The sequence below is a fragment of the Neobacillus drentensis genome (assembly GCF_021560175.1).
Classification (GTDB): domain Bacteria; phylum Bacillota; class Bacilli; order Bacillales; family Cytobacillaceae; genus Neobacillus; species Neobacillus drentensis_A.
In genome coordinates this window covers 154,094-176,095 of the sequence record NZ_CP091110.1, presented here as the reverse complement: position 1 = coordinate 176,095, position 22,002 = coordinate 154,094, and the positions used below count along the sequence as shown (strand labels likewise).

The 22,002-nt window shown below is 42.2% G+C and carries 20 protein-coding genes; 4 read left to right on the top strand and 16 right to left on the bottom strand.

Features of this window, described 5'->3' with window-relative positions; all coding sequences use genetic code 11:
- Positions 1-23: 23 nt before the first annotated feature.
- A complete protein-coding gene (gerD, locus tag L1999_RS00940; protein WP_235741854.1) occupies positions 24-581 on the top strand; it encodes a spore germination lipoprotein GerD in 558 nt (185 codons plus the stop codon).
- A gap of 128 nt (positions 582-709) precedes the next feature.
- Here gerD and L1999_RS00935 read toward each other — a convergent pair whose 3' ends face one another.
- The 3 genes from L1999_RS00935 to L1999_RS00925 all read right to left on the bottom strand — a co-directional run bounded on the left by L1999_RS00935 (position 710) and on the right by L1999_RS00925 (position 3,209).
- Positions 710-1,762, bottom strand: coding sequence for an Mrp/NBP35 family ATP-binding protein (locus L1999_RS00935; RefSeq protein ID WP_235741853.1), 1,053 nt, complete (start codon positions 1,760-1,762; stop codon positions 710-712).
- A 126-nt stretch (positions 1,763-1,888) separates the two neighbouring features.
- A complete protein-coding gene (gene cwlD / locus L1999_RS00930) occupies positions 1,889-2,611 on the bottom strand; it encodes an N-acetylmuramoyl-L-alanine amidase CwlD (RefSeq protein WP_235741852.1) in 723 nt (240 codons plus the stop codon).
- A gap of 154 nt (positions 2,612-2,765) precedes the next feature.
- The gene (locus L1999_RS00925) at positions 2,766-3,209 is read right to left on the bottom strand and encodes a YbaK family protein (protein WP_235741851.1); all 444 of its coding nucleotides are present in this window, start codon (positions 3,207-3,209) and stop codon (positions 2,766-2,768) included.
- 175 nt (positions 3,210-3,384) lie between these two features.
- On the opposite strand from L1999_RS00925, the gene L1999_RS00920 reads away from it, so the two are divergent.
- From L1999_RS00920 to L1999_RS00910, 3 genes are read left to right on the top strand one after another with little or no spacing between them, the layout of a single operon-like run.
- Positions 3,385-4,854 (top strand): spore germination protein, encoded by a 1,470-nt coding sequence (locus L1999_RS00920; protein WP_235741850.1) that lies wholly within the window; start codon positions 3,385-3,387, stop codon positions 4,852-4,854.
- 15 nt (positions 4,855-4,869) lie between these two features.
- Complete coding sequence (locus tag L1999_RS00915) at positions 4,870-5,967, top strand: GerAB/ArcD/ProY family transporter (RefSeq protein WP_235741849.1); 1,098 nt, start codon at positions 4,870-4,872, stop codon at positions 5,965-5,967.
- Positions 5,954-7,015, top strand: coding sequence for a Ger(x)C family spore germination protein (locus tag L1999_RS00910; protein ID WP_235741848.1), 1,062 nt, complete (start codon positions 5,954-5,956; stop codon positions 7,013-7,015). Before L1999_RS00915 ends, L1999_RS00910 begins: the two co-directional genes overlap by 14 nt.
- A gap of 166 nt (positions 7,016-7,181) precedes the next feature.
- On the opposite strand, the gene L1999_RS00905 is transcribed toward L1999_RS00910, so the two are convergent.
- The 13 genes from L1999_RS00905 to L1999_RS00850 all read right to left on the bottom strand — a co-directional run bounded on the left by L1999_RS00905 (position 7,182) and on the right by L1999_RS00850 (position 21,664).
- Entirely contained in the window at positions 7,182-8,768 is a 1,587-nt protein-coding gene (locus L1999_RS00905) for a SagB family peptide dehydrogenase (protein ID WP_235741847.1), read from the bottom strand.
- Positions 8,769-8,789: 21 nt separating this feature from the next.
- Positions 8,790-10,733 carry a TOMM precursor leader peptide-binding protein gene (locus L1999_RS00900; protein WP_235741846.1) on the bottom strand — a complete coding sequence of 648 codons (1,944 nt, stop codon included), beginning with the start codon at positions 10,731-10,733 and terminating at the stop codon, positions 8,790-8,792.
- Complete coding sequence (locus tag L1999_RS00895; protein ID WP_235741845.1) at positions 10,733-12,694, bottom strand: putative thiazole-containing bacteriocin maturation protein; 1,962 nt, start codon at positions 12,692-12,694, stop codon at positions 10,733-10,735. The genes L1999_RS00900 and L1999_RS00895 overlap by 1 nt, the downstream gene beginning before the upstream one ends.
- Positions 12,695-12,863: 169 nt before the next feature.
- The gene (locus L1999_RS00890; protein ID WP_235744205.1) at positions 12,864-13,106 is read right to left on the bottom strand and encodes a hypothetical protein; all 243 of its coding nucleotides are present in this window, start codon (positions 13,104-13,106) and stop codon (positions 12,864-12,866) included.
- A 414-nt stretch (positions 13,107-13,520) separates the two neighbouring features.
- On the bottom strand, positions 13,521-14,768 hold the full coding sequence (locus L1999_RS00885; protein ID WP_235741844.1) for an MFS transporter: 1,248 nt from the start codon (positions 14,766-14,768) through the stop codon (positions 13,521-13,523).
- 289 nt (positions 14,769-15,057) lie between these two features.
- The gene (gene pqqE, locus L1999_RS00880; RefSeq protein WP_235741843.1) at positions 15,058-16,200 is read right to left on the bottom strand and encodes a pyrroloquinoline quinone biosynthesis protein PqqE; all 1,143 of its coding nucleotides are present in this window, start codon (positions 16,198-16,200) and stop codon (positions 15,058-15,060) included.
- Entirely contained in the window at positions 16,181-16,519 is a 339-nt protein-coding gene (gene pqqD, locus L1999_RS00875; RefSeq protein WP_235744204.1) for a pyrroloquinoline quinone biosynthesis peptide chaperone PqqD, read from the bottom strand. Before pqqD ends, pqqE begins: the two co-directional genes overlap by 20 nt.
- A gap of 20 nt (positions 16,520-16,539) precedes the next feature.
- Positions 16,540-17,280, bottom strand: coding sequence for a pyrroloquinoline-quinone synthase PqqC (gene pqqC / locus L1999_RS00870; protein WP_235741842.1), 741 nt, complete (start codon positions 17,278-17,280; stop codon positions 16,540-16,542).
- Complete coding sequence (gene pqqB, locus L1999_RS00865) at positions 17,280-18,206, bottom strand: pyrroloquinoline quinone biosynthesis protein PqqB (protein ID WP_235744203.1); 927 nt, start codon at positions 18,204-18,206, stop codon at positions 17,280-17,282. Before pqqB ends, pqqC begins: the two co-directional genes overlap by 1 nt.
- Positions 18,202-18,441, bottom strand: coding sequence for a hypothetical protein (locus tag L1999_RS00860; RefSeq protein ID WP_235741841.1), 240 nt, complete (start codon positions 18,439-18,441; stop codon positions 18,202-18,204). Before L1999_RS00860 ends, pqqB begins: the two co-directional genes overlap by 5 nt.
- Before the next feature lie 55 nt (positions 18,442-18,496).
- Positions 18,497-18,571, bottom strand: a complete 75-nt coding sequence (gene pqqA / locus L1999_RS29820; RefSeq protein WP_205182009.1) for a pyrroloquinoline quinone precursor peptide PqqA — start codon at positions 18,569-18,571, stop codon at positions 18,497-18,499.
- Positions 18,572-19,154: 583 nt separating this feature from the next.
- Positions 19,155-19,619, bottom strand: coding sequence for a hypothetical protein (locus L1999_RS00855; RefSeq protein WP_235741840.1), 465 nt, complete (start codon positions 19,617-19,619; stop codon positions 19,155-19,157).
- A gap of 119 nt (positions 19,620-19,738) precedes the next feature.
- Complete coding sequence (locus L1999_RS00850) at positions 19,739-21,664, bottom strand: outer membrane protein assembly factor BamB family protein (RefSeq protein WP_235741839.1); 1,926 nt, start codon at positions 21,662-21,664, stop codon at positions 19,739-19,741.
- Positions 21,665-22,002 lie beyond the last annotated feature (338 nt).

Here is a 22,002-nt window from a genome sequence, read left to right as displayed (position 1 = left end):
TTATATGTGAAAGGGGCTTTAAAATGAGAAGAAAAAGTATGGTGCTCCTCCTGCCCATTCTGTTGTTCCTGACTAGCTGTTCTTCTAGTAATGATTTAAGCAACGTACAACCTGACTATGATCAGACCAAAAAAATGGTGGTTGATATTCTTAAAACCGATGATGGTAAGAAGGCCATTCAAGATGTGATGACATCTGAAGCAATGAAAGAGAAGCTTGTCATGGACCAAAAGGTTGTTGCTGACACCATTCAAACAACTCTAACATCCGATAAAGCGACTGATTTTTGGAAAAAAACGTTTAGCGATCCTAAGTTCGCCAAAGGTGTAGCTAAAAGTATGAAAAACGAAAATAAAGCTTTATTAAAGGAATTAATGAATGACCCTGAGTATCGGACCATGATGATTGAAGTTTTTAAAGAGCCAGATATTCAAAAACAAATGGCTGATGCTCTCAAAAGTAAGGAATACCGGGAACACCTTCAAAAGGTCATTACCGAAACAATTGATAGTCCGCTTTATAAGGCTAAAATACAGGAATTGCTGCTAAAGGCTGCTGAGGAAGCATCTAAAAAATCATAGATAACAAAAAGAAAGGTGTCCCAAAAGTATAAGGGGCACCTTCTTGTTTTTATACATTTAACTAGTATGTTGATTTCCGCTCCAGGCACGAGCGGTTCGCGGGCGGTACGGGGAGCCTCTTCTTATTCTTATTTTTTCAGCAGGCCAGTTACCTTTTCAGCTATTTCTAAGTAAATTTTTCCGATTTGATGATCTTCTTGATAAACCGATGGGGCAAAATCCTCATCATTCCAATCAGGCTGGTTCAACGGCAAACGTCCAAGCAAGACCGTATTTAATTCTTCAGCCAGTTTATCACCGCCGCCACGGCCAAACACATATTCCTTTTCTCCGGTTAGCTTACTTTCAAAGTAGGCCATATTTTCAATAACACCCAGTACTTCATGCTCGGTTTTTAGTGCCATTGCACCTGCGCGTGCTGCTACAAAAGCAGCGGTCGGATGTGGAGTTGTGACGATAATTTCCTTACAAGATGGCAGCATCGTATGAACGTCTAAAGCAACGTCCCCTGTACCAGGAGGCAGATCTAATAATAAATAATCAAGCTCTCCCCATTCTACTTCACTAAAGAAGCTATTTAGCATCTTACCTAACATCGGTCCACGCCAGATTATAGGGGCATTGTCCTCTACAAAGAAGCCCATTGAAATAACTTGTACACCAAATCGTTCAACTGGAATGATTTTTTCGCCGCGCACAACAGGGCGATTTGTTATGCCCATCATATCCGGCACACTAAATCCGTAGATATCGGCGTCAATTAGTCCAACCTTTTTGCCTAAACGCGCTAGCGCCACAGCTAGGTTAACGGAAACCGTTGATTTACCAACGCCCCCTTTTCCACTGGCAATCGCAATGAAAGTTGTCTCCTTAGAATTAAGAAGGGTTTGATTGCTCTCAGGTTCGGCATTACGATGTTGTGCCAATACCTCTTCGGGCAATTCAGCAAATCGAATCCCCACGGTAGCCGCCCCTGCCTCCTTTAACACACTGACAATTTGTGTTTGAAGCTGCAGCTGTTCACTTGTACCCGTTTTCGCAATTAATACCTTCACACTAACATGGTTCTTTTCTTCTTTAATTTTAATTTCTTCAATTGCATTTAATTCAGCTAATGTTTTATGTAAAAAGGGCTCTTTGAGGCCGCCCAAAACTTCTCGGACTTTTTTCTCTGTTAACATAACATGCACCTCACCTATGAATTCTTTTCCGTTTTCAGTATACCATAACCTAAACAAGAAACAGTTAATTCAATCACATGTTTCGTACTATTTACCATAAAAAAACGGAAGATGCTTCCATCCTCCTTAATCTGTTTCTTTTAATTCTTTTTCATTCGTAAAGTAGCGTAGAATGCCGTTATTGATCGAGGCGGACACTTTTTCTTGATAGGATTCCTTTTTTAACAGCTCCTTCTCTCTTGGATTAGAGAGGAATCCTACTTCAACTAGGACACCTGGTTTTTTGGCATTCTTTAAGATATACACTTGATTGATTGGCTTAGCCTTCCGTTCGGTGTTTTCAAGATTCCTGCGGAGCTCTTCCTGGATAAACTTTGCTGCTCGAGCGTTTTCCTTATGTTGTGGAGCATAAAAGGTCTGGGCACCGCTCCATCTTGATGAAGGAATGGCATTTAAGTGAATACTGACAAACAAATCAATGTCGGTATTATTTATCATTTTTAATCTTTTTTTAAGGTCCTCTACCTTCCTGCGGCTATATCCCCTTGTATCAGGATCAGCTAAATCCTCATCCTTTTCCCTTGTCATGATTACAAGAGCTCCCTGCCCTTGCAGATAATCACGAACATTTTTGGTGATTTCTAAAGCGATATCCTTTTCAAGCGTTTGGCCCGTTCCTGCCCCGCCATCCGGCCCGCCATGGCCTGCATCCAACAAGATTATTTTTCCTGATAAAGGAAGGTTCCAGGTTTTCCATGAATTATTTTCACTAAAATCATGCTGTAGTATAAAAAATAACACAATTAATCCTGTAATAAAGCTAATAATCTTTATTCTGCTTTTAGCCACCCATATCCTCCTTCCCGCTCGTCCCTGTTCAATTAACTATATGGGACAAGGGGAAGTTTTAGAACCGTAAAAAGCATCCATAAAGCAGTGTACTGAGCATTCATAAAGCCTCGCACAGTAAGTCTCACAGCAGGATGCTTTTGGTCTAGCTCGTTTAATGTAATCTTAACTTATGACGTCTCTGCCCTTTTTCATACCCCTCTTTCCACCAGACAATGATATATTGTTCGCAGAGATAGTAAAGGGATTCACTCATGGTGCCTTCTTGTCCATTTCCCCAGTAGAGCAGGAAATTATAAAGCGTATCAATCAGATGTTTTTCTTCTTTAAAACATCGTTTGCGTACTTCTTCTACGTTTTCACCATAATAGCCAAACTTACTGAATTTTGCTCCCAAGAGAAATGCTTCTAAGGCGACATCATAACAGGCTTCCTCTATTCCTGTATTCATCACAAAGCTTGTCGCAAGGCTTGTGGAACCGAAATAGTGTTTAACTCTTTCCTTCAATGTATTAATCGATAAATCCCGCAGCACGGAACGTTCATATTTAATCTGCTTTTCACGTCGTTTTTCTTTAAAGGTTGTTATAACAGTCACTACTTTTCACCTCTTAGGACTATTCTTTAACCCTTAGGTCTAAGAAATGCAAAGTCATGATTTCCAATTTTTAATAGCACATCTTTGATTAAGGTAAGCACTAAACCGCTGTTATTCATAATCCTTCCAATAATGGGAAACGATAATATCAGGCTAAATAGGGGTGATAGTAAGCATGGGCTGGTTCTCAAAAAATAATCAACAACCCGAAAGAGAGGAATTGGAGAAGTTCCTCAAACGGTCAAAGGATTTTAAAAAGATTTCTTATATCAACGTACCGACGAATAAACAGTTTTCTATTTGGTTTATTTCAACCCTTATTGATGAGAGCATATTACAGGAGAACGCTCTTCCCTATTTATTAGAGAAACCCTTTGAAAAAATTGAGGATGTAAAAAAAATTATTGCCCTCGCCGATGTCCAAATTAGTACCGACCCAAATGAGATTGAACAGAAGTTGTTCACTGGCTATGTCCTTTTGACGTTGGATTCTGACCGTAATCATTATGTATTTTTAGCTGCACAAAAGGAACTCGTCCGAAGCATTTCACCACCAGAAGTGGAGTTCAGCGTCATTGGCCCGAAAGAGGCCTTTGTTGAGTCGATTGATCAAAATGTAAACCTTATTCGCAAGCGGCTTCCCGTCAAGGAATTAATCGTCGAAGAGCTGACACTTGGGTCGCTTTCCAAAACGAAGTTATCGATTTTATATTTGGACGGCATCGTCGATCCTGCCAACGTCCAAACCGTTATGGACCGGCTTAAAAATGTAGAATTCGATGCGATTACGGATAGCTCTTATATTGTTCAGTTGATTTCCGATAATCGAAATTCCCCCTTTCCACAGCTTTTGGATACGGAGCGGCCAGACCGGGTAACGTCTATTTTAGCTGAAGGGAAAGTTGCCATATTTGTAGATGGATCGCCGCATGCCTTGATTACACCTACTACACTCGTTGAATTTTTCAGTTCTTATGAGGATTATTTTTTAAATTGGGTGCTGGCTTCCTTTTTCCGGTTAATTCGGCTCTTTGCTGTTGCATTTTCGATCTTGGTAACACCTGTTTATGTAGCGACATTATCCTATCATTATGAATTAATACCGACAGACTTGATGAACACCCTAGTTACTTCCCGGAGAGATATACCGCTTCCGCCTATTTTAGAAGCATTCTTCCTAGAGCTGACCATTGAACTCCTAAGAGAAGCAGGAGCCCGTCTGCCTACAAAGGTAGGGCAAACCATAGGTATCGTAGGAGGTATTGTCATTGGAACGGCATCTGTTGAGGCTGGATTAACGAGTAATGTTCTGCTTATCATTGTCGCTCTTGCAGCATTGGCCTCTTTTACAACCCCTGTTTATAAAATGGGCAATGCCATTCGACTGCTCCGATTTCCATTTTTGTTTTTTGCCGAACTCTGGGGACTGCTGGGGATTGTCTTGTGTTTTTGTTTTTTAATGACCCATTTAATCCGGCTGACCTCTTTAAACAGGCCTTTTTTGGAACCTTTATATCCGCCTAGAAGGACAGACCTTAAGGATTCACTTATCAGACTGCCATTTAACAAACAATCCTTACGACCACAAGCACTTAGGACAAAAAATCCTGTTCGTTATCCTGAAAAAAGTGACATTGACGAGTAAAGCGGAGGAAGGTCTATGGAACATTTAGTACCTGAAAAAGCAAAAATATCGCCTTTTTTGGTTTTTTTTCTAGTCCATACCATACAGCTGGGCATTGGTGTTTTAGGGTTTCAGCGTATTATTGCGTTAACAGCTGGATATGATGCATGGATTTCGGTCATTTTAGCCGGACTAAGCATTCATGTCATTCTATATATGATGTATAAGATTCTTGGAACCGTAAAAGGCGATTTTATATCTGCCCATTCCTATGTTTTTGGCAATAAATTGGGCCGAATCCTTTCACTACCTTTTGTTCTCTACTTTTTATGCGTCGCTATCATCCTGCTCCGGTCATTTATCGAAGTGGTTCAAGTCTGGATGTTTCAGGATATGAGTACATTTTGGTATTCCTTCGTTTTCTGTCTGCTGGCTGTCTATATCGTATTTGGCGGCTTTCGTACCGTCACAGGGGTAGCTTTTTTTGGAGTGGTTCTTCCATTCTATTTAATTTTCACCTTTTTCTTTGCCTTCCCCTATTCCGATTTCAGAAACTTACTTCCAATCTTTGATCACTCGATCAGTGATTTGATTAAGGCAGCCTATCATATGTCACTTACCTATCTTGGCTATGAGACACTTTTACTTTTTTATCCTTATATCAAAGATCCCGAGAAGTCTAAGAAATGGGCTCACCTGGGTGTCCTATATACCACCATTCTCTATACAGTCATCACCATTACCACCTTTTCCTATTTTTCTGAAGGCCAGCTCCAAAAAAATATCTGGGCTACCTTGACTATTTGGAAAGTGGTCGAGATGCCATTTGTGGAGAGATTTGAATACATCGGGATTGCTAATTGGAATATTGTCATCCTGCCTAATATCTGTATTGCCCTTTGGTGTGGAAGCCGGATTTTAAAACGGGTTACCCGCCTAAAACAGAAGCATGGTGTCCTTCTTTTATCAGCAGTGGTTTTAATTTTAATAAATTTTTTAAAAACACGAGAGCAGATTAATACCATCCTTGACTACACAGGAATGGTTTCCTTTTTCCTGAATTATGTCTATATCCCTTTTCTATTTGTTCTTGTGTTGATTGTAAAGAGGGTGAAAAAAAATGAAAGTTCTTAATACTCTTCTTATCCTTTCAACCTTTCTTACAGGTTGTGTCCATAAGGAAATCGTTGATGATGTGAATCTAGAGACTGGAGCTGCCTATGATTATATAGGCGGGAAAATCCATGGGACGGCATTAGTTCCTATCTATTTATCGAATAAATCAGTTAGTAACAAAACCTTTTCATCTTCCTCAAATTTAAGCCGGGATTTTTTAAGAGATGTACAACGCCAATCTTCTGATCCCCTTGTAGCAGGAAGTCTTAAAGTAGTCCTTTTTGGTGAACGGCTTGCAAAAGAAAAGGGAATTTTGGACTTAATTGACTCCTTTCAACGTGATCCAAGCATTGGGGCAAGATTATACTTAGCCGTAACTGAAGGGGATTCAAAGTCTGTGATGAATGGAAATTATGGAGAAAGAGGCAATGCGATTTATCTATCCCATCTTATCCGCCATAATATGCAATCAAAAGACGTGCCCAAAACGGACCTTCAGCGTTTTTTATTTGATTTTAATCAGAAAGGAAAGACCCCTTATCTTCCCCGCTTAAAAAAGTGGGGAAAGGAGGACATTGAAATTAGCGGTCTCAGCTTTTTTCGATATGGGCATGTCGTCGATACCATTCCAGCTGACAAAATGTTTTACTTTAAGCTGCTAGTAGATAAATATAGTAAAGGAACGTTAAAAGTGAATCTTGGAAAAGATGCTGCTGCCATTGAAAGTATTCGTTCGAATTACAAAATGCGTCTTTCTTCAAGAAATCCTTACAAGGTTACGGTCAACATTAATGTAAAGGCCATCTTAAATGAATACTCAGGTTTTCGTATAACACCCCAGAAATTAAAAAAAATAGAGGGGAAATTAGAAAATAATATTGAATTCGAATGTGTAAGGTTAACCAAAAGATTTCAAGCAAAAAACCTTGATCCTGTAGGATTCGGACATTTTATTAAAAGCAAAACAAGACATTTCGATTTTAATAAGTGGGAAACAGATTATAAGGATTTTCAAGTAAGCGTTCATGCAAATGTAACGATTACAGAATCAGGAGTTATTGATTGAACCTTAGTTTTAGGAGGGGCGGCTGCAAACGGAAATTGATCCACATCAAAGGGTTATCCAAGCCTTAAGAAAAGACTCCAACCATATGGTTAAGAGTCTTTAGATATCTGTACAGATCCTTTTATAAATTAAAAGAAACCCGGCACAGTTGACGAACTAGACATACTTAGCTAAGCAACCCCCCTTTTAACCAGGCGCGGGGACGATAAGGACCAACCGGAACTTGGATTAAACTTGTTTTGTCCTTTGCAGTGATCCCGTAAAGTTCATCAGATTGGTTCGCATTAAATCCTAATAGTGGATGCCCCCCCATTTCTAATGCACTCGCTACTAAAAGCAGTCTTTGCAAGAGGATCCCCGCTTCCATTTGTTGAATGCGGTATCCCCTATATCCCAATTCCTTTTTAAAATGGTCCTTGTCTCCAACAAGGTGCAGGACTAGAGGAACTTGAAACAGATTAACAGTGGGCATGGTTAACCCATACTGCAAAAACTCCCGAAAATCCCCGTGGGTTATTCTCCGCAGTGCATGAGCACCTTTGTCATATGCATAAGCACCATTTGGAATTCCCTCCACATTATAAAAACTGCCATACAATGTGACATGATTCTCAGCATTCCCGTAGGTGTCATTAAGATCATTCTGATACGATAAGGAAAATGTCTCTTTTAACAAAGTAGATAATTGCGTTTGACTGACTTTCCTCATGATAAAATCCATATCAGGGGAATGCCGCTCCCGGCAAATGGATGCAAAATCGTATGCGAAGTGCCCGGTAAATGGCAGCATGATTGCCTCCATACCGAAGTCAGCCTTCACACGATCATTGTTTCTGATCTTCACAAATGAATTCGTTGTGTCTAACAACGATTCTTCATTCATTTTTCTCAGCAATGGATAATCAATGACTCTCTTTGATCGATTATAGGTCTCGTGTATCAGCATTGGAACTTCTTGTGTCAATTCTGTATCAGAAACAATGTCGTCACTATGATTATCTTTGTAAACACTATTAATAGATTGTTTAGTGGATAACGGGATAATGGCATATACGCTTTCATCCTGTTCAGCCAGGCCAAGTAAATGATTGATCGACCGGTCAAGGAATTGGTAGCATACCCGTGAAGAAAATCCCATCTGATTAGCCGCTTCTAATGCTTGCCCTATTAACACACCAGCGTCTAATCCTTGAAGCCGATAGGAAAAATTATTATATTTATAGAAGTTTTTCCAAAAAACGGTCGAGACAAAAACCGTACAAAAACAATCGGACAGATCATAGCTATTTCCGAGACTTCTGGATAAGTAAAAATCGTGATTCCCTTCTCGCAGCAGAAGGAGGCGGTGATGCGCCACATCGTAATGGTAAATTCCCGCCGGTACGTCTTCAAGCTTTATATAGACGTATAATTCATTGGGGTACAGTGCCCCTCCAGAGGGAACAAATCTTCGTACTAACTGGGTATAACTTACAGCGGCTTTTTCACCATTTTCCTCGGTAAAGGCGGTTTGAGCGTAGTGAGTAAGTCCATATACATACCATAAGAAATGACCAAGTTCCTCAAGTGCAGGTTTTGCATGAGCTTCTCTTTGCTTGAGGGTTAATGGTACATCTGCAGATAGTGAAATCTCCGGCAGGCCGCGGTAGAGTTTATAGGGAAGTGGTGCATCCTCCCAATCCACTTGCCAATCGGGAGGAGCTGACTTATCCGTATCAAAGTGAAGATGATGCAGAAATGTTTCAAGATCCACTTTTACACCTCCTATTTTTCATTATGGGAATGGGTGAGGATATGGATTAAGCTGTTCATACGTTAACGGCTGTTTGGTATACCCTAGTTTCATCGGCACTTGAAGGACCCTTTCCAGCCCTCGAACACGAGTAAGGTGATGCCCGAATGTCATCGGCAGCATCCCAGGAATCAATACCTTAACACAGAACAATCCGTTCCGTTTGGTTATGGGAGTGGTTTGGTCCACCACAATGACCTCGAGGTCTAATTGTCGGAACCGATCAAGAATCTCCTGAAGATCATCCTTCAAATCGGTATTCTCCGGAGGCTGTTTGAATTCCTCCGCAAACGTTCGTAATGGGCGATTATCCTGCAATAAAAAGTTCAGCCGATCCTCTGCTTCCGGCAGACCGTAAAGCAGGCCATGGTCCGCCATATTTTGGACCGCAAATGGATTTTTTAGCATCTCCTCATATTTTTGCCGGTTTTCCTCCAATAGTTTGTCATGCCTAACCATCATTCCAGCCAGCTCGTAAATCGCGCTTTTTACCGCTCTTACAGGATCAGGATTAGCTCCTGCCGCGCAGATAAGATTCACCCCAGTTGATCTTCTGTTTTTTGCCACTGCCCAAACGCTGGGAATTCCGTGTTCCATGGTTGAATTGTATAAATAAACGTCATACCCCTGAACCTCACGGATTCTATCAACCATCAACTCTAATTCTTTATCGTTTGCTGAATGATAATCAAGAGGCGGAATAGACAGCTGTGCATACCACGTTATCAAGAAGGAATCCCTCTCAACGATCTCCATAATGCCATGGAATATCGCTTCCTCCATACTTCCACCTAATGCACATCCGTTGGAGGTTTCATAAACAAAACCCTCCTCATTAAAGCCCAAACTGTAATAAGCGAGTAGCTCCGGAACCAGAATAGGACGTTCTTGTAAAAACGAATAACCCCAGACCCAATTCATAGGGGCATCAGGATGAAACGGTTTAAACGGAAAATGCATCTTTGCATATTGTTCCTGTTCATGTAAACCAACTCTAGCAGGATTTAATGCAATATCCTTTAAATGGCGATAACTATCACGAACTTTCTTCGCTTTTCCTTGAGGCTCAATTCCGCAATATCGCTCCAACCCCTCCAAAATGGCTGTTAACTCACTGATTTCATAGGAATTAGAACGTCCAGCTACTCCCTCGTCAGCCCCAAACAACGGCATGTTAACCAAAACATCAGCAAATGGCAGCCTGAAATCCTCCATTTGCCCATTCATGATGCCTGTACGTTCATCTAGATAGTCCTCGACCAACACTGTTTTCAATTCATCAATCGAACGGCAGCGATAACCAGTACCATTTAATTTAGGGCTGGACTCCAACCTAATTTGAGCTAATTCTGGTGTGTCCTCAGGTAACGGACTGCAAATCGAGCACAATGGATCAGCCAAGAAAACGTGACTGGAGATCGTTAACGTTCTCAGGTTGGTAATGAACAACCTTCCTTCCAAGGGAGTGGGCTCTCCTTGCAGAACTTTCTTCACCTCGTTACTAATGAAGTTTGCCATTTGCGATAGTCCCGTTCTTGAGGCCCATGCATCACGCTGAACACCCGCCCCACTAGCCAATCTTCTGTTAATCTCCCACATTTCAAGGCGATCAGGGCCGGCTAACAAGCGTCGTTTATCAGCACAGAGAGAACATCCCGGTTTGTCGGGCCGTACGAATGGACCAATGATCCCCTCACCGAACGAAACAAAACCTCGAAGCCAAGGGAGACCAGAGGACCTAAATCTCTCTTCCGCTTGTTGATGAATGGATGGATGCCAAGCATCGCTAAGCACTAGAGCTAATTCTGTTTCTTCAGGTATCTCTTCGAAAATGGCTTGATGTCTTATGAGATAGTCGGGTGACAATTGAGCTGAGACATAATCCGCTAATAAGCCGTTTCCGGTAATGAGAATCTGGGCAGTCATTAGGAATCCCCCTCTCGTACCTGCACACCATATACCCCTGCAAGCTCTTGTTTTAAAAACGGCTCCATCGCGAGGTCATAGACAACCAGCTTTTTGCCGTTTCGATTCAAAACCTGTATCGAAGATTGTAAGAGCGCTAATGGTGTCATGTCATCACAAGAAGTGATTTCGAGTTTGCTTTCCTCCTTTTCTAGATAAATCATCGACTCACCCTCTTGCCTAACGACAGAATGTACCCGATTTTGAGCATCCAATAATGCTTGCTGCAATGTATTTTGTAACGCCAAAGTTGTATTTAGACCTGTCCCTGTGTACCAACAGCCTTTTGATCTTACCGATACAATCGGGAAGCCTAATACATCTTCTTTTAAACCAATGGTCGGTGCACCGTTCAAGGTGATCAGGGCATTTAAATAAAATCTGCATTTTTTATCCTCTATGGCACCAATTGACATACGAAAAACCTTATTTAGAGGGTTTTCCTGTCTCTTTTTCAATGTTTCATCCAGATAGGCTTGCAGCCCCCGACAAACAGCTTCTGCAGTAGTTTCCCCTGCACCGATGCCAAGAAACTCTTCTGGAAGATGAACATTCACTTTATCTGTCTGATTAAGGAAGCCAGAACCATAGGAAGTGATCATTTTGGAAACATACATTTCGATACCCTTTAGACCGGCATTCCTTCTTGCTTCTTCATGAGTCAGCCCCGAACAGATCACTTCCGGCAGCAGTTTTGCCGGTCCCTCTGACACTGGGTCAACGGCCTGAACATAGCATTGGGAAAGAGGAAGCTGTAACAAATTCCGTTCCTCCCAGGTATGGAAAATGCCTATTTCTTTTGAAGTTAAGCGGCTGAAATATTCCAAAAGCAATTCTTGCTGTTCATCCCTGCCTGATTCTTGTTTAAGGTTTAATTCAAGATCTTCAACCAGTTTAGGTGTTCGCTTAATAGTCATTATCGATGGATGTGGAATGAATGAAAGCCAGTCTCCTTCCAATGTTTCAAGATCAAGCATGTAAATTTGATTACTTTGATTTAAATCTGCTATCCCTGTCACCCTCTTGAAAAATTCGAATGCAGAGACATTGGCCAAAACCGCTCCTGAAGTGGAGGAGAAAGCTTGAGGCTGCCTATCTGCTTGTAAGGACGTTTGATGGATTCTGCGCCATGCAGACTCAAAGCATCCCTCTGATTCTGGATGGGTTAACGGGCCAGAGTATCCAACTCCATCTAAATAGATGGCGGGAAGAAATGCCTTCTTTTCTTCTTTGCAAATTTGATTCAGATTCCTTAATTCATTTATATCTCCATCCGGAGAGACATACAGAATCCAATCATAGGGCTGAACGGCATCTTTCCAAACCTTTTTTCCTGCATCTTTCGGATAGGGTACTTCCACCATCTCGATATCGGAATCTATTTTCCTCGCATTCTGCACATGTAAATTAAGGCGCAGCCTATTGGTGGGAACTGCATTAGTGACCATAACATTTAATTTAGGCAGCCCCGAATCCATTAATGCAGAAACCAGCGATACAAGGAAGGGCCCAGAGCCCACAGCCAAGACGCTAGCCTGTCGATACTTTTGAAAATGGTATGCACCTGATTCGGTAAAATTCTCGATAAATTCAATTTGTGAAGCATACTTTTCTAGCACTTGACGATTTAATTGATGGGGTAGATCTTTGCTTACATCTCGAATAAAACCATTTTTGTACAACGTTTCTCCGATTTCATATACCCTGTCACGGTACGCTCCCGTTAAACCCTCCGTTAATTCACCTAATGTTAGCTCTCCATTAAACATCGGCAGCAACTTCTCAATCCATTGATAAATGGTTTTGCCTTCGATACGGAAGGAACTTACATTATTTCTAAAATAGACACCCCCCTTTTGATCTGGAAGAAAAAATGTATCCCTTTTGGCTTTCAATCGTGAGGACGAGGTAAGTTTTGTCATTCAGCGCCTCCTTATTCCTTGTCGTTACAACCTATGCACTATCAGTTTATGTACGGTTTTTTGTCCAATATGATAGACATAGTAAAGAAGTGCCCCTGCGGCACAAGTCGGAGCAGGAGCACTTTCTTTATAAAATAACATTTTCTTTTGTAATTCCTCATGGACAAGATTAAATAAAACCAATACCAAAGCCAAAGCAACCAAAGCCAATGCCGACACAACCAAAGCCGCCAAAGCAGCCGCCACATCCGCCACATCCGCCGCAACCAAAACAGCCGCCGCAGCGGAAGCCGAAGCCTCCACAACGTCCGAAACCTCCACAACGTCCGAAGCCTCCACAGCGACCCCACAAGCGCTCATCCTGGAATTGTGGAGCGTATGAAACTAACTCACCCGTTTGATAAGGGTCCATTGCCAACCCTTGCAGCTCATTATGAAAATTTTGCACTTTTATTCCTCCCCTTTGTATTTAATCACCATATGCAACAGAAACCTGAAAAGAGAGTAAGATAATTTGTGAATTTTGTGTAAAAGAGATTTTTGGTACTGATGTACTCTCTTCAACAAAATATGGTTTTTTCTGGGGCGTTGTTACTAATGTAAAAGCCTATTTTACTTTGAAGATCTAAGGGAATGCTGCTTGTTTGCAGAAGATAAATGAAAAGGACACTATAAAAATACTACTGTGATAAGGTACATTAGTCTAAATCACTGTTTTCTAGTCAAACAAAAAATAGGCAAGTGGTATATCCCTTGGGCGCAAAAAAAGACCTCAACTTAGTGGTTGAGATCTTTGAATGTTCGCAGGATTTTAACTCTAAAACTCTCAACCCGATGAAGCATGCGATTTCATGCGAATATCGTATGTAGAAAAAATTCTGCCGTATAAATAAGCAAAACTGAGTTGTAGACATGAGGCTATGTAAAAGGGCAGGGACAGGGAGCCCAATCCAAAAAGATAGCCTGTAATATACGGTCCAATAGAGGTGGGCAGCTTCATTGAAAAAAGATTGATGCTTGACGCAAATCCGCTCCGCTTGTTACGTGTTAAACTCACACTCAGCGCCTGCTGTGCCCCCTGAGTACCTCGATTTAAAGCCGTTCGAAGTATATAAATAACAGAAACCAGTGCATATGATGATAGTAGGGGCATCAGAATCAAAAGCAAACTTCCGATAAAACGGATGAAAACAATGGACCGGATTGTCCCATGATTATGAGATAATCTTGCTTGTAAAATGGAGGTAGCACCGGTCGTGAAAAAAGTAACCGCCAATGTGCTGCCAATTTGAGCAGGGCTTGCCCCAAATTTAGCCGAAAACCAATAGGACATCATTGGGCCGGTCAGCCCGATGGCAATTCCATTAAGGATGTTAATGGCTGCAAGCTTGTATACCGCTGCATTTTCTTCCTGCAAGATTTTCTTTTCTTCATTCCTCCGTCCCTCTTTTTTGTCTCCTTGGGAGCTTTCGGCTTCTCCTCCTTGAATGGTTAAAATGATGTAGGCTGTGATCAACGATGCAACGAGAATATAGCAGAATAGAAGGCGAGAAGGAGATACTCCAGTCTTCAAAAAGGATGCAGCAGCCCCCGCTAGCACTGCCCCCGCCCCCATTCCGAAAAAACTGAGGGCATTATTCAAACTGTATACTCTGCCTCGTTCTGCTGTTGGGACAAAGGATGCAAGCCAGGCCTGCTCTGCAGGGGCGCTTGGACTGGGTGAACCCGCGTCTGCTTTTCCAAATCCGGAAAGTGTAATCGCAATAGACAATAAAATTGGATTAGTGGTTAATACCCCGACCAGTGCACATGCGGCGGTAACTAGTTCAGAAATAAGGACAAACGGTTTTCGGCCAAGCCTGTCACTATAAACACCTATAAAAGGTGCAAGTACAACACCAAGCAATCCTCCTGCAGCAAGCACACTCCCAATCCCTGCCGTGCTCCATCCCAGTGAATCAAGATATAAAGCCAATTGCACTACCATCATGCCTTGTCCGATACTGCGAACAAAATTTACCAGCATGAGCCGTTTGACCACCGGATGAATTTGATCAATTCCTGTAAACTTCATTTTAATCACTACCCTTTCATTTAATAGGTAATTTTTAGGTTACCAGGGTTCTACTTAAAAGGGTGCCAATTCTCAATTTCATTTATTCATAGGTATAAACAAACAAAGTTAACCATGGAATGACATGTTTCAAGGGATTTATGGTAAATAGAGGAATAAGCTTAAGGAGTGGAAAGGGAATTCGATTATGGCAGGTACATGGAAGGGACTTAAAGTTGAACACAGTCGAAAAAAAAAAATGGTACTAAAGGGTATGTACGTGTCCCCTGCAGCACCACTTTGGCAACGCCTATTTTTTTAATAACCGTTCTATTGCAGATCTTTCGTGAGAGTATCTCCGATAGATTAGGGGGGATGATGATTCAACCGGTTTGCTGTTGGCCTCCTGTACAGCTTTTTCAATTAAATGATGTTCTGGTGCCCATTGGCAGACTGGGTCCACCGCATAAGCATCTCCCGTTAAGGCAAAAGCCTGACAGCGGCACCCTCCTCCATCCTGCTGCCTCAAATCACAGCTGAGACAAGCTTTGGGCATCGATTCTTCCCCCCGGAAACGGTTAAAAGATTCTGATTCATACCAAATAAATTCTAGCGAAGACTCACGGACATTTTCAAAAGATAATTCTTTTATAATCCCGGCGGTTGGACACGGAAGTGCAGTTCCATTCGGAGCTACCGTTAGACCAATAGCTCCCCATCCCCCCATGCAAGGCTTGGGTGCAGATGCATAATAATCAGGAATAACCCAAATGATTTCCATTTTCCGCTTCAGTCTTGCTATAGCGGCTTCATAGACTGCACTTGCACGCTCAATCTGGTCCCTGCTTGGCAGCAGTTTCTCCCGATTCAGCAGCGCCCAGTTATAATACTGGGTGTTCGCCAGCTCCAACCGCTCTGCTCCCAGTTCTTCCGCAAGCTGAATGATTTCCCCCACCTGATCAAGATTCATTCGGTGTAACACCACATTTAATGACAAATGCAATTCTGCCTGTTTTACAGCAGTGACCGCTTCCCGTTTTTTCTCAAATGCTTTGTACCCACCGATCCGATCGGAAAGTTTCGCTTCTGCTGCTTGAAAGCTCACCTGCACATTAGCTAAACCGGCTTCCTTAAGCCGAATCGCTTTTTCCGCTGTTAAACCAATGCCGCTTGTAATGAGATTGACATACATCTCTAATCCAGCAGCGTGGCTGATAAGGGCTTCCAGGTCATCCCGAAACAGCGGTTCGCCGCCAGAAAAATGAACTTCAACTACTCCCAATTCGGCAGCTTCGGACAAGATCCGTCTCCATTCCTCCGTTGAAAGTTCCTTAGCTTCCTTTGCCATTTCAATAGGGTTTGAACAATACGGACAATGTAAAGGACAGCGATGGGTTAATTCAGCAAGCAGCGAATAAGGGGGTTGAACGGCACTATGGCTCTGCGTCTTCATGCTGAATCACCACCCATCCCTGATCCGCCATCTCCTGTAAAAATTCGGAAATGTCAGCCTCCATTGTTTTCAATTCGGGCACAGCACCCGAACTTCCTGTTTCTGAGCCTGCCATTAGAGAATTCCTGATGTATTCAGTGATGGTATTTACGGTCCGGCTCCCGTCACATAAACGAAGGATCGACGCTGCAGTTTCGTTTAGGACTACAACCTTTTCCGGCAGCAAAAGGAGATGTTTTTCTCTCACTTTATCAAATTTTAATCGCGCCTTTGCAGCGAGTTTTGGAGGACTGCCAGCTACAAAAATAGACTCCACCACCAATCATTTATTTTTCCTAGTCACGGTTTAGAGGGATAGGCCTTTTCGATTGCATCAAGCTGTGCCCATAATACATCACATTTGAACCTTAATGCATTGACAGCCCGCTGCTGCGCTTCTGGTGTTCGACATTGTGTTAAAACAAGCCTGAGGGCCACATCCGAATCACAAGGTGCTTGTGTCAAGCGGCTTTGAAAATAATCAAGCCCTGAACGGTCAATCCAAGGATACAGCTGCTCAAAAACTTTTATCCTTTTTGAGATAAGGTCAGGCGAAAACAATTCCGTCAAGCTTGAGGCAACCGCTTCAATCCACGGTTTTGTCCGAGCAAAGTTCACATAGGCATCCACCGCAAATCGAACACCCGGGACCACATGCTCTTCCCGTATGACTTCTTCCCGAGATAATCCTACCGCTTCTCCCAGCCGCAGCCATGCTTCAATACCGCCATCTTCACCAGGCCTTCCGTCATGATCAAGAATGCGGCCAATCCACTCCCGTCTCAGTTCCCTTGACGGCAGATTTGACAGAATGGCTGCATCTTTAATTGGGACTGATTTCTGGTAGTAGTATCGGTTGGCCACCCAGCCGCAGATCTGTTCTTTGCTTAAGTTTCCTTGGTGCATTACGATATGAAATGGATGTTTGTCATGATAAGAAGAACTCCCTACATTCCTTAGCCGCTCCGTGAATTCATCCGCCGACCAAAGCTCTTCTCTTTTTTTATTACGGTTGATGAACCCTTTTTGCTCCAGCATCATCACACCTCCATTTCCATGCCATCATAGGCGACTTCAATTCCAAGCCTCTCTAATGTATTCCTCTCCACTGAGCCCTTTTTCAAAATAGGGTTGCTGTTGTTAATGTGGATTAGGATTTTTCTCTCTGCCGGGATCGAAGCTAATAACTCCAAGGTGCCTGAAGGTCCGCTAATCGGTAAGTGGCCCATGCTTCTTGCGTCACGAGCAGCTGCCCCTAACCCGGTTAATTCATCTTCAGACCAAAAAGTTCCATCTACCATCAGAATATCGGCTTTCTTTAAACACGCCTCTATAGCCGGAGTGATCTTTTCTAATGTAGGGAAGTAAGCAAGACACCTGCCCGAATCCTCATTATGAAGAACCAGTCCAACCTCCCAAATATCCTCTTGACAGTCCAGCTCCTGAACAGACTTGGCATAGAGCGGCGGTTTTTTCGAAACGGGAACCGGCTCAACGGTGATGGTTTCTCCTGCCCCTTCAAGTAATGGTCCCACCCTTTGCCGAATTCCTGGATCAAGAGACTGCCATTCCCATGAACAATAGTTTTTTAGCATTGGAAACACCGGAAAAGCGGATTGCAAGCAGCTTTGTACCACCTTGGTCCCATAAATCGTAAGACTGGAGCCCTCCCGCAGTGACAATAGCCCGAGCGTATGGTCTAGCTCCGCATCCGTTAAAAGAACACCCGCAAGAGGGGTCTCTCTTATGCCTGGACCTGCATTTAGTGAATCAAACGATTCAATTTGCCTGAGAATATCCGGACCTGCATTGATGAGGTACCAGTCCTTTTCATTGGCAGTTACCGCAAGCGAAGATTGTAATAACGGCTGGAGTTCAGCATTTCCTGAGCGGACTGCCCGACAGTTGGGACAGGCACAGTTCCACTGCGGAAAGCCTCCTCCAGCCGCCGCTCCTAATACTCTAATTCGAATTTGGTTTCAGTCCTTTCCCTTTGATGCGGGCATTGTTTTTTTCTATATTCCGGGGTTTTCCAAAAAACCTTGCAACCTGCCATCCTATCGCCATATTCACCACAGCCATCAGGATATATAGCAAATAGTCCCCTATTGGATCAGGAAGCAGAAGATCGACAAGCAGCCACCCACCTGCTGTAGCACCCCCGATCATCATGCCAATTACTGATTTTAAGTAACGATTCATATACACACCCTCCGTTTTTTGATTAAAATCATGAACAAGAGGCAAGCAGTTTCCACTATTTCGCGATGTAGGAATACATCGTCACCTCGCAAGAAGTGTTGATTATTTCGTACTCAGGCTTTAACCACATGTGATTCCCCCCTTTCTTGACACTTTCAATCATGATTACTTTTTTAAGGAGTGTTTGATATTACCTTTCAAAACAATCTTATGTCAGCGGAAACACCAAAATAACTAAAATTTCAACTTGGGGTTGTCCAAATGTGCCTGTATTTTGCAAAATACTGCAAAAAAGGACAAGCTTCGAAGCACAGTATCAGAACAAAAGCGCAAGCGCCTTGGTTAGCCCCGACAAGCATAAGACGAGCCGGCTGAAAGGTTGCTCTTTAACCTTTTGGACGGATTGACCTAAATGTGGAGGCGACTGCCCTGGGACGAAGGCATAAGACGGCCCCCGCAAGAAGGCGCTTTTTGCCTTCTTCGAGGGATGGCTTATGACTCGAGTCCCAAGGAGCCGCAACTGGATAAGCTTATGACCTCGAGGGGCTAGGCGCTGGAGCTGGACGTATCTAACCCTGTAAAAAGTTATCCACAAGTAGTAAATCTATAATTTCCTAGAACAAAAAAACCTGAGTCCGTAGACTCAGGTTTTCTTGGTTCTATCATACGTTTTAAGAATGGTACGGGATCCCTTTAGTTTTTCAACATCTACCTTAGTACTGACTACTCTTTAACATAAAATCAACTGTCCATTGACCCTTTTGATTCAATATTCCATGCGTATGAAATGACATTTTAGAATTATCGGTTCGGTAATGATGCATCTGTGCTATTATCGTCCCTCTATACTCATTCTTACTTACCTTCTTAAACGATTCTGATTCCTCACGGACTAACGTATTCCCAATCCAAATATACGGGTTTTCAATCAAACTTTTAGTATTCGAACTAACTTGTATATTTGAATTTGTGTTTATCGTATAATGCAGCTGAATGTCTTGGCCGTGGTTTATTATCGAATAGTCATTGATGGTTAACCTGATTCCGTTATCCTCGGACGAACCTAAACCTATACTTGATTGAGCATTAGTCAAAGTTGGGGAAGCAAATCCAAAGACTAAGGAAATACATAAGGCGGCACCAATGAATCGCACGGTATAATTCAGTAATTTTCTCATTTTACCACCATCCTTATTTATCGTGAATATCTGATGTTTCGCCAATCTATATTTATCCTTTTAAGAAATAATCTGAGTCCGTTAAAGAAGTCAGACTCGGATTGCTGCTAGAGTAGAAATCATTTCTTTTTGGATAGCCAATCCGCTAGTGCTTCAGCCTCTGCACCTTTAGCCATGCCTGCAGGCATGCGGTCGCCACCATTTAGAATTTTATTCAATATGTCCTCTTTAGACATAGTTTTACCTATGTGTTGAAGATTTGGAGCTGTTGCGCCTTGGAGATTATCCCCGTGACAGGAAATACAACTTCTTTTGTATACCTTTTCCGGATCGATAACTACGTCTGCTTCTCCTTGTAATTTTGCATTTTTATTTATGGCTCCAGGTTTTAACTTACCTCCGAGACCATAAACAACAACCTTCGTACCACCAGTAATGACTGCAACATATTCATGCCCGTCAACTGTATATATGGAAGGTGCCATTTTGATTTGTTTTCCTCCACTTTGCATACTCCATAATACTTTGCCTGTTTTAACATCAAGAGCATTTACGTTTCCACCCAATTCCCCGTAAAAAGCAAGACCAGCAGCAGTACTTGTGAATCCGCCATACATCGGATCATCCGTTTTATTTTGATATACTTTTTTCCCTGTATTCATATCAATTGCTGTAATGGTACCAGAAACATCAACATCCTTTGGCAAAGGAAGGATCTTTGTTCCTGGGAAGGTATTATTATCTTTTGCAATCTCTTCTGCATCTTTAGCTGCTACCATTAAATTAGGACTATTAATACCAGGAATAAGCACATAGTTGGTTTCGGGATCATAAGTCTGCGGGGCATAGCTTTCTCCACCTGGCGTTCCTGGCCATTGAAGTACAGCCTTACTCTCATCGCTTGGTATGTCTGAATGTTGAATTTTTACAAAAGGTACCCCATCATAAATGGTTTTCCCTGTTTTTGCGTCCCACGCATACCACTTTCCATTTTTACCGCCTTCAACCACAACCTTTTGCTTTTTCCCGCCGACTTTTGCATTGAGAATCATCGGTGTCGCGGCAGCGTCATAATCCCATATATCATGATCAACTTGAGTAGATGACCACTTTAACTTCCCTGTTTTACTATCTAAAGCAGTGATAGAATCGGTATATGGATTTTTTCCTTTTCTATCTGCATCATAAAAGTCCGGGGCTGGATTCCCTACTGCAAAATACATCATATCAGTATCTGGATCAAACGACATCGGTGTCCATACGGAACCTCCGCCTGTATATTTACCTTTTGCCCAACCCGTTCCTCTTTCAGGAACGGTCCAAAACGGCTCTTTCCATAGCGGTTCCAATGTATCTGCTTTAAAAGCCCAAACAAAACCTCTTGTACCATTATCACCGCCGCTGCTTCCAACGTAAACGTTGCCATCATAGTACATCGGAGCAGAAGATTCATAATATCTGTTTTCTAACTTGATAGAAGGTTCATGATCCCAAAAGTTGACCATTTTTAACAGTTTTCCGTTCTTCGCATCAAGTTTGGCCAGTCGATTATCGATCATCAAGACAAATACATTTCCATTGGCCACTGCGACACCCCTGCTTGCCACATTAGACTGCCATGGCAAACCATTAATATGATCAAGTACGTCCTTGGGCGGTGTCCATGCCCAAAGTTTCTTTCCACTTGCGGCATCGATCGCAAACACATGATTTTTCGCACTAGTCACATACATGACCCCGTCGTGAACGACCGGGAAATCTTCTTGTAAATTTGGGACATCGTTATTCCAATCTAAGATATCCTGCTGCCATGCAATCCCCATTTTTTTCACATTATCTTTTGTAATCTGTTTATAGGGCACATGTCGGGTATGTTGAAAGTCATACCCCCAATTTGGGAATCCTGTCTCATCTTTCTGATTTGCCTGGTTGGATTCCTTGGTTTCCCCTTTGTTTTTTGCATTATTCTTGTCATTATTTGACTGACAGCCAACTATAACCATACTCGCTAGCAAGACTAAACCTAATGACTTTAAAAATTGCATTACGAAAATACCCCCCTGACATTATGAATTAATAAATTGGATTTTTGATGATAAATTACTCCAATCAGAGTCATTATACCTCCTCAAGACTTTCTAATTTTAATAAGAACATTGGTATAATTACCTAAGGCAGATTAAATTATGCAAATAGTGACTAATTCTTCCTTCACTCTTTTAAAATGAAAGTGATATGTTTTCGGTGAACTCAACTTTATCCCAAAAAATATGACCATTCCCCTTAATGATCAAATAGTTCATTTAACAAAACTTTAATTGTTCTGTTGTACGACCAATTTCTTATTTTAAGCATAAAAAAAGACCCCCAACCAAAAGGTTGA

Excerpts from the sequence above, each read along its gene's own strand:
- gerD (WP_235741854.1), top strand. The coding sequence starts at position 24 with ATGAGAAGAAAAAGTATGGTGCTCCTCCTGCCCATTCTGTTGTTCCTG.
- L1999_RS00935 (WP_235741853.1), bottom strand. The coding sequence starts at position 1,762 with ATGTTAACAGAGAAAAAAGTCCGAGAAGTTTTGGGCGGCCTCAAAGAG.
- L1999_RS00920 (WP_235741850.1), top strand. The coding sequence starts at position 3,385 with ATGGGCTGGTTCTCAAAAAATAATCAACAACCCGAAAGAGAGGAATTG.
- L1999_RS00915 (WP_235741849.1), top strand. The coding sequence starts at position 4,870 with ATGGAACATTTAGTACCTGAAAAAGCAAAAATATCGCCTTTTTTGGTT.
- L1999_RS00910 (WP_235741848.1), top strand. The coding sequence starts at position 5,954 with ATGAAAGTTCTTAATACTCTTCTTATCCTTTCAACCTTTCTTACAGGT.
- L1999_RS00900 (WP_235741846.1), bottom strand. The coding sequence starts at position 10,733 with ATGACTGCCCAGATTCTCATTACCGGAAACGGCTTATTAGCGGATTAT.
- L1999_RS00895 (WP_235741845.1), bottom strand. The coding sequence starts at position 12,694 with ATGACAAAACTTACCTCGTCCTCACGATTGAAAGCCAAAAGGGATACA.
- L1999_RS00890 (WP_235744205.1), bottom strand. The coding sequence starts at position 13,106 with ATGGACCCTTATCAAACGGGTGAGTTAGTTTCATACGCTCCACAATTC.
- L1999_RS00885 (WP_235741844.1), bottom strand. The coding sequence starts at position 14,768 with ATGAAGTTTACAGGAATTGATCAAATTCATCCGGTGGTCAAACGGCTC.
- pqqE (WP_235741843.1), bottom strand. The coding sequence starts at position 16,200 with ATGAAGACGCAGAGCCATAGTGCCGTTCAACCCCCTTATTCGCTGCTT.
- pqqC (WP_235741842.1), bottom strand. The coding sequence starts at position 17,280 with ATGATGCTGGAGCAAAAAGGGTTCATCAACCGTAATAAAAAAAGAGAA.
- L1999_RS00860 (WP_235741841.1), bottom strand. The coding sequence starts at position 18,441 with ATGAATCGTTACTTAAAATCAGTAATTGGCATGATGATCGGGGGTGCT.
- L1999_RS00855 (WP_235741840.1), bottom strand. The coding sequence starts at position 19,619 with ATGAGAAAATTACTGAATTATACCGTGCGATTCATTGGTGCCGCCTTA.
- L1999_RS00850 (WP_235741839.1), bottom strand. The coding sequence starts at position 21,664 with ATGCAATTTTTAAAGTCATTAGGTTTAGTCTTGCTAGCGAGTATGGTT.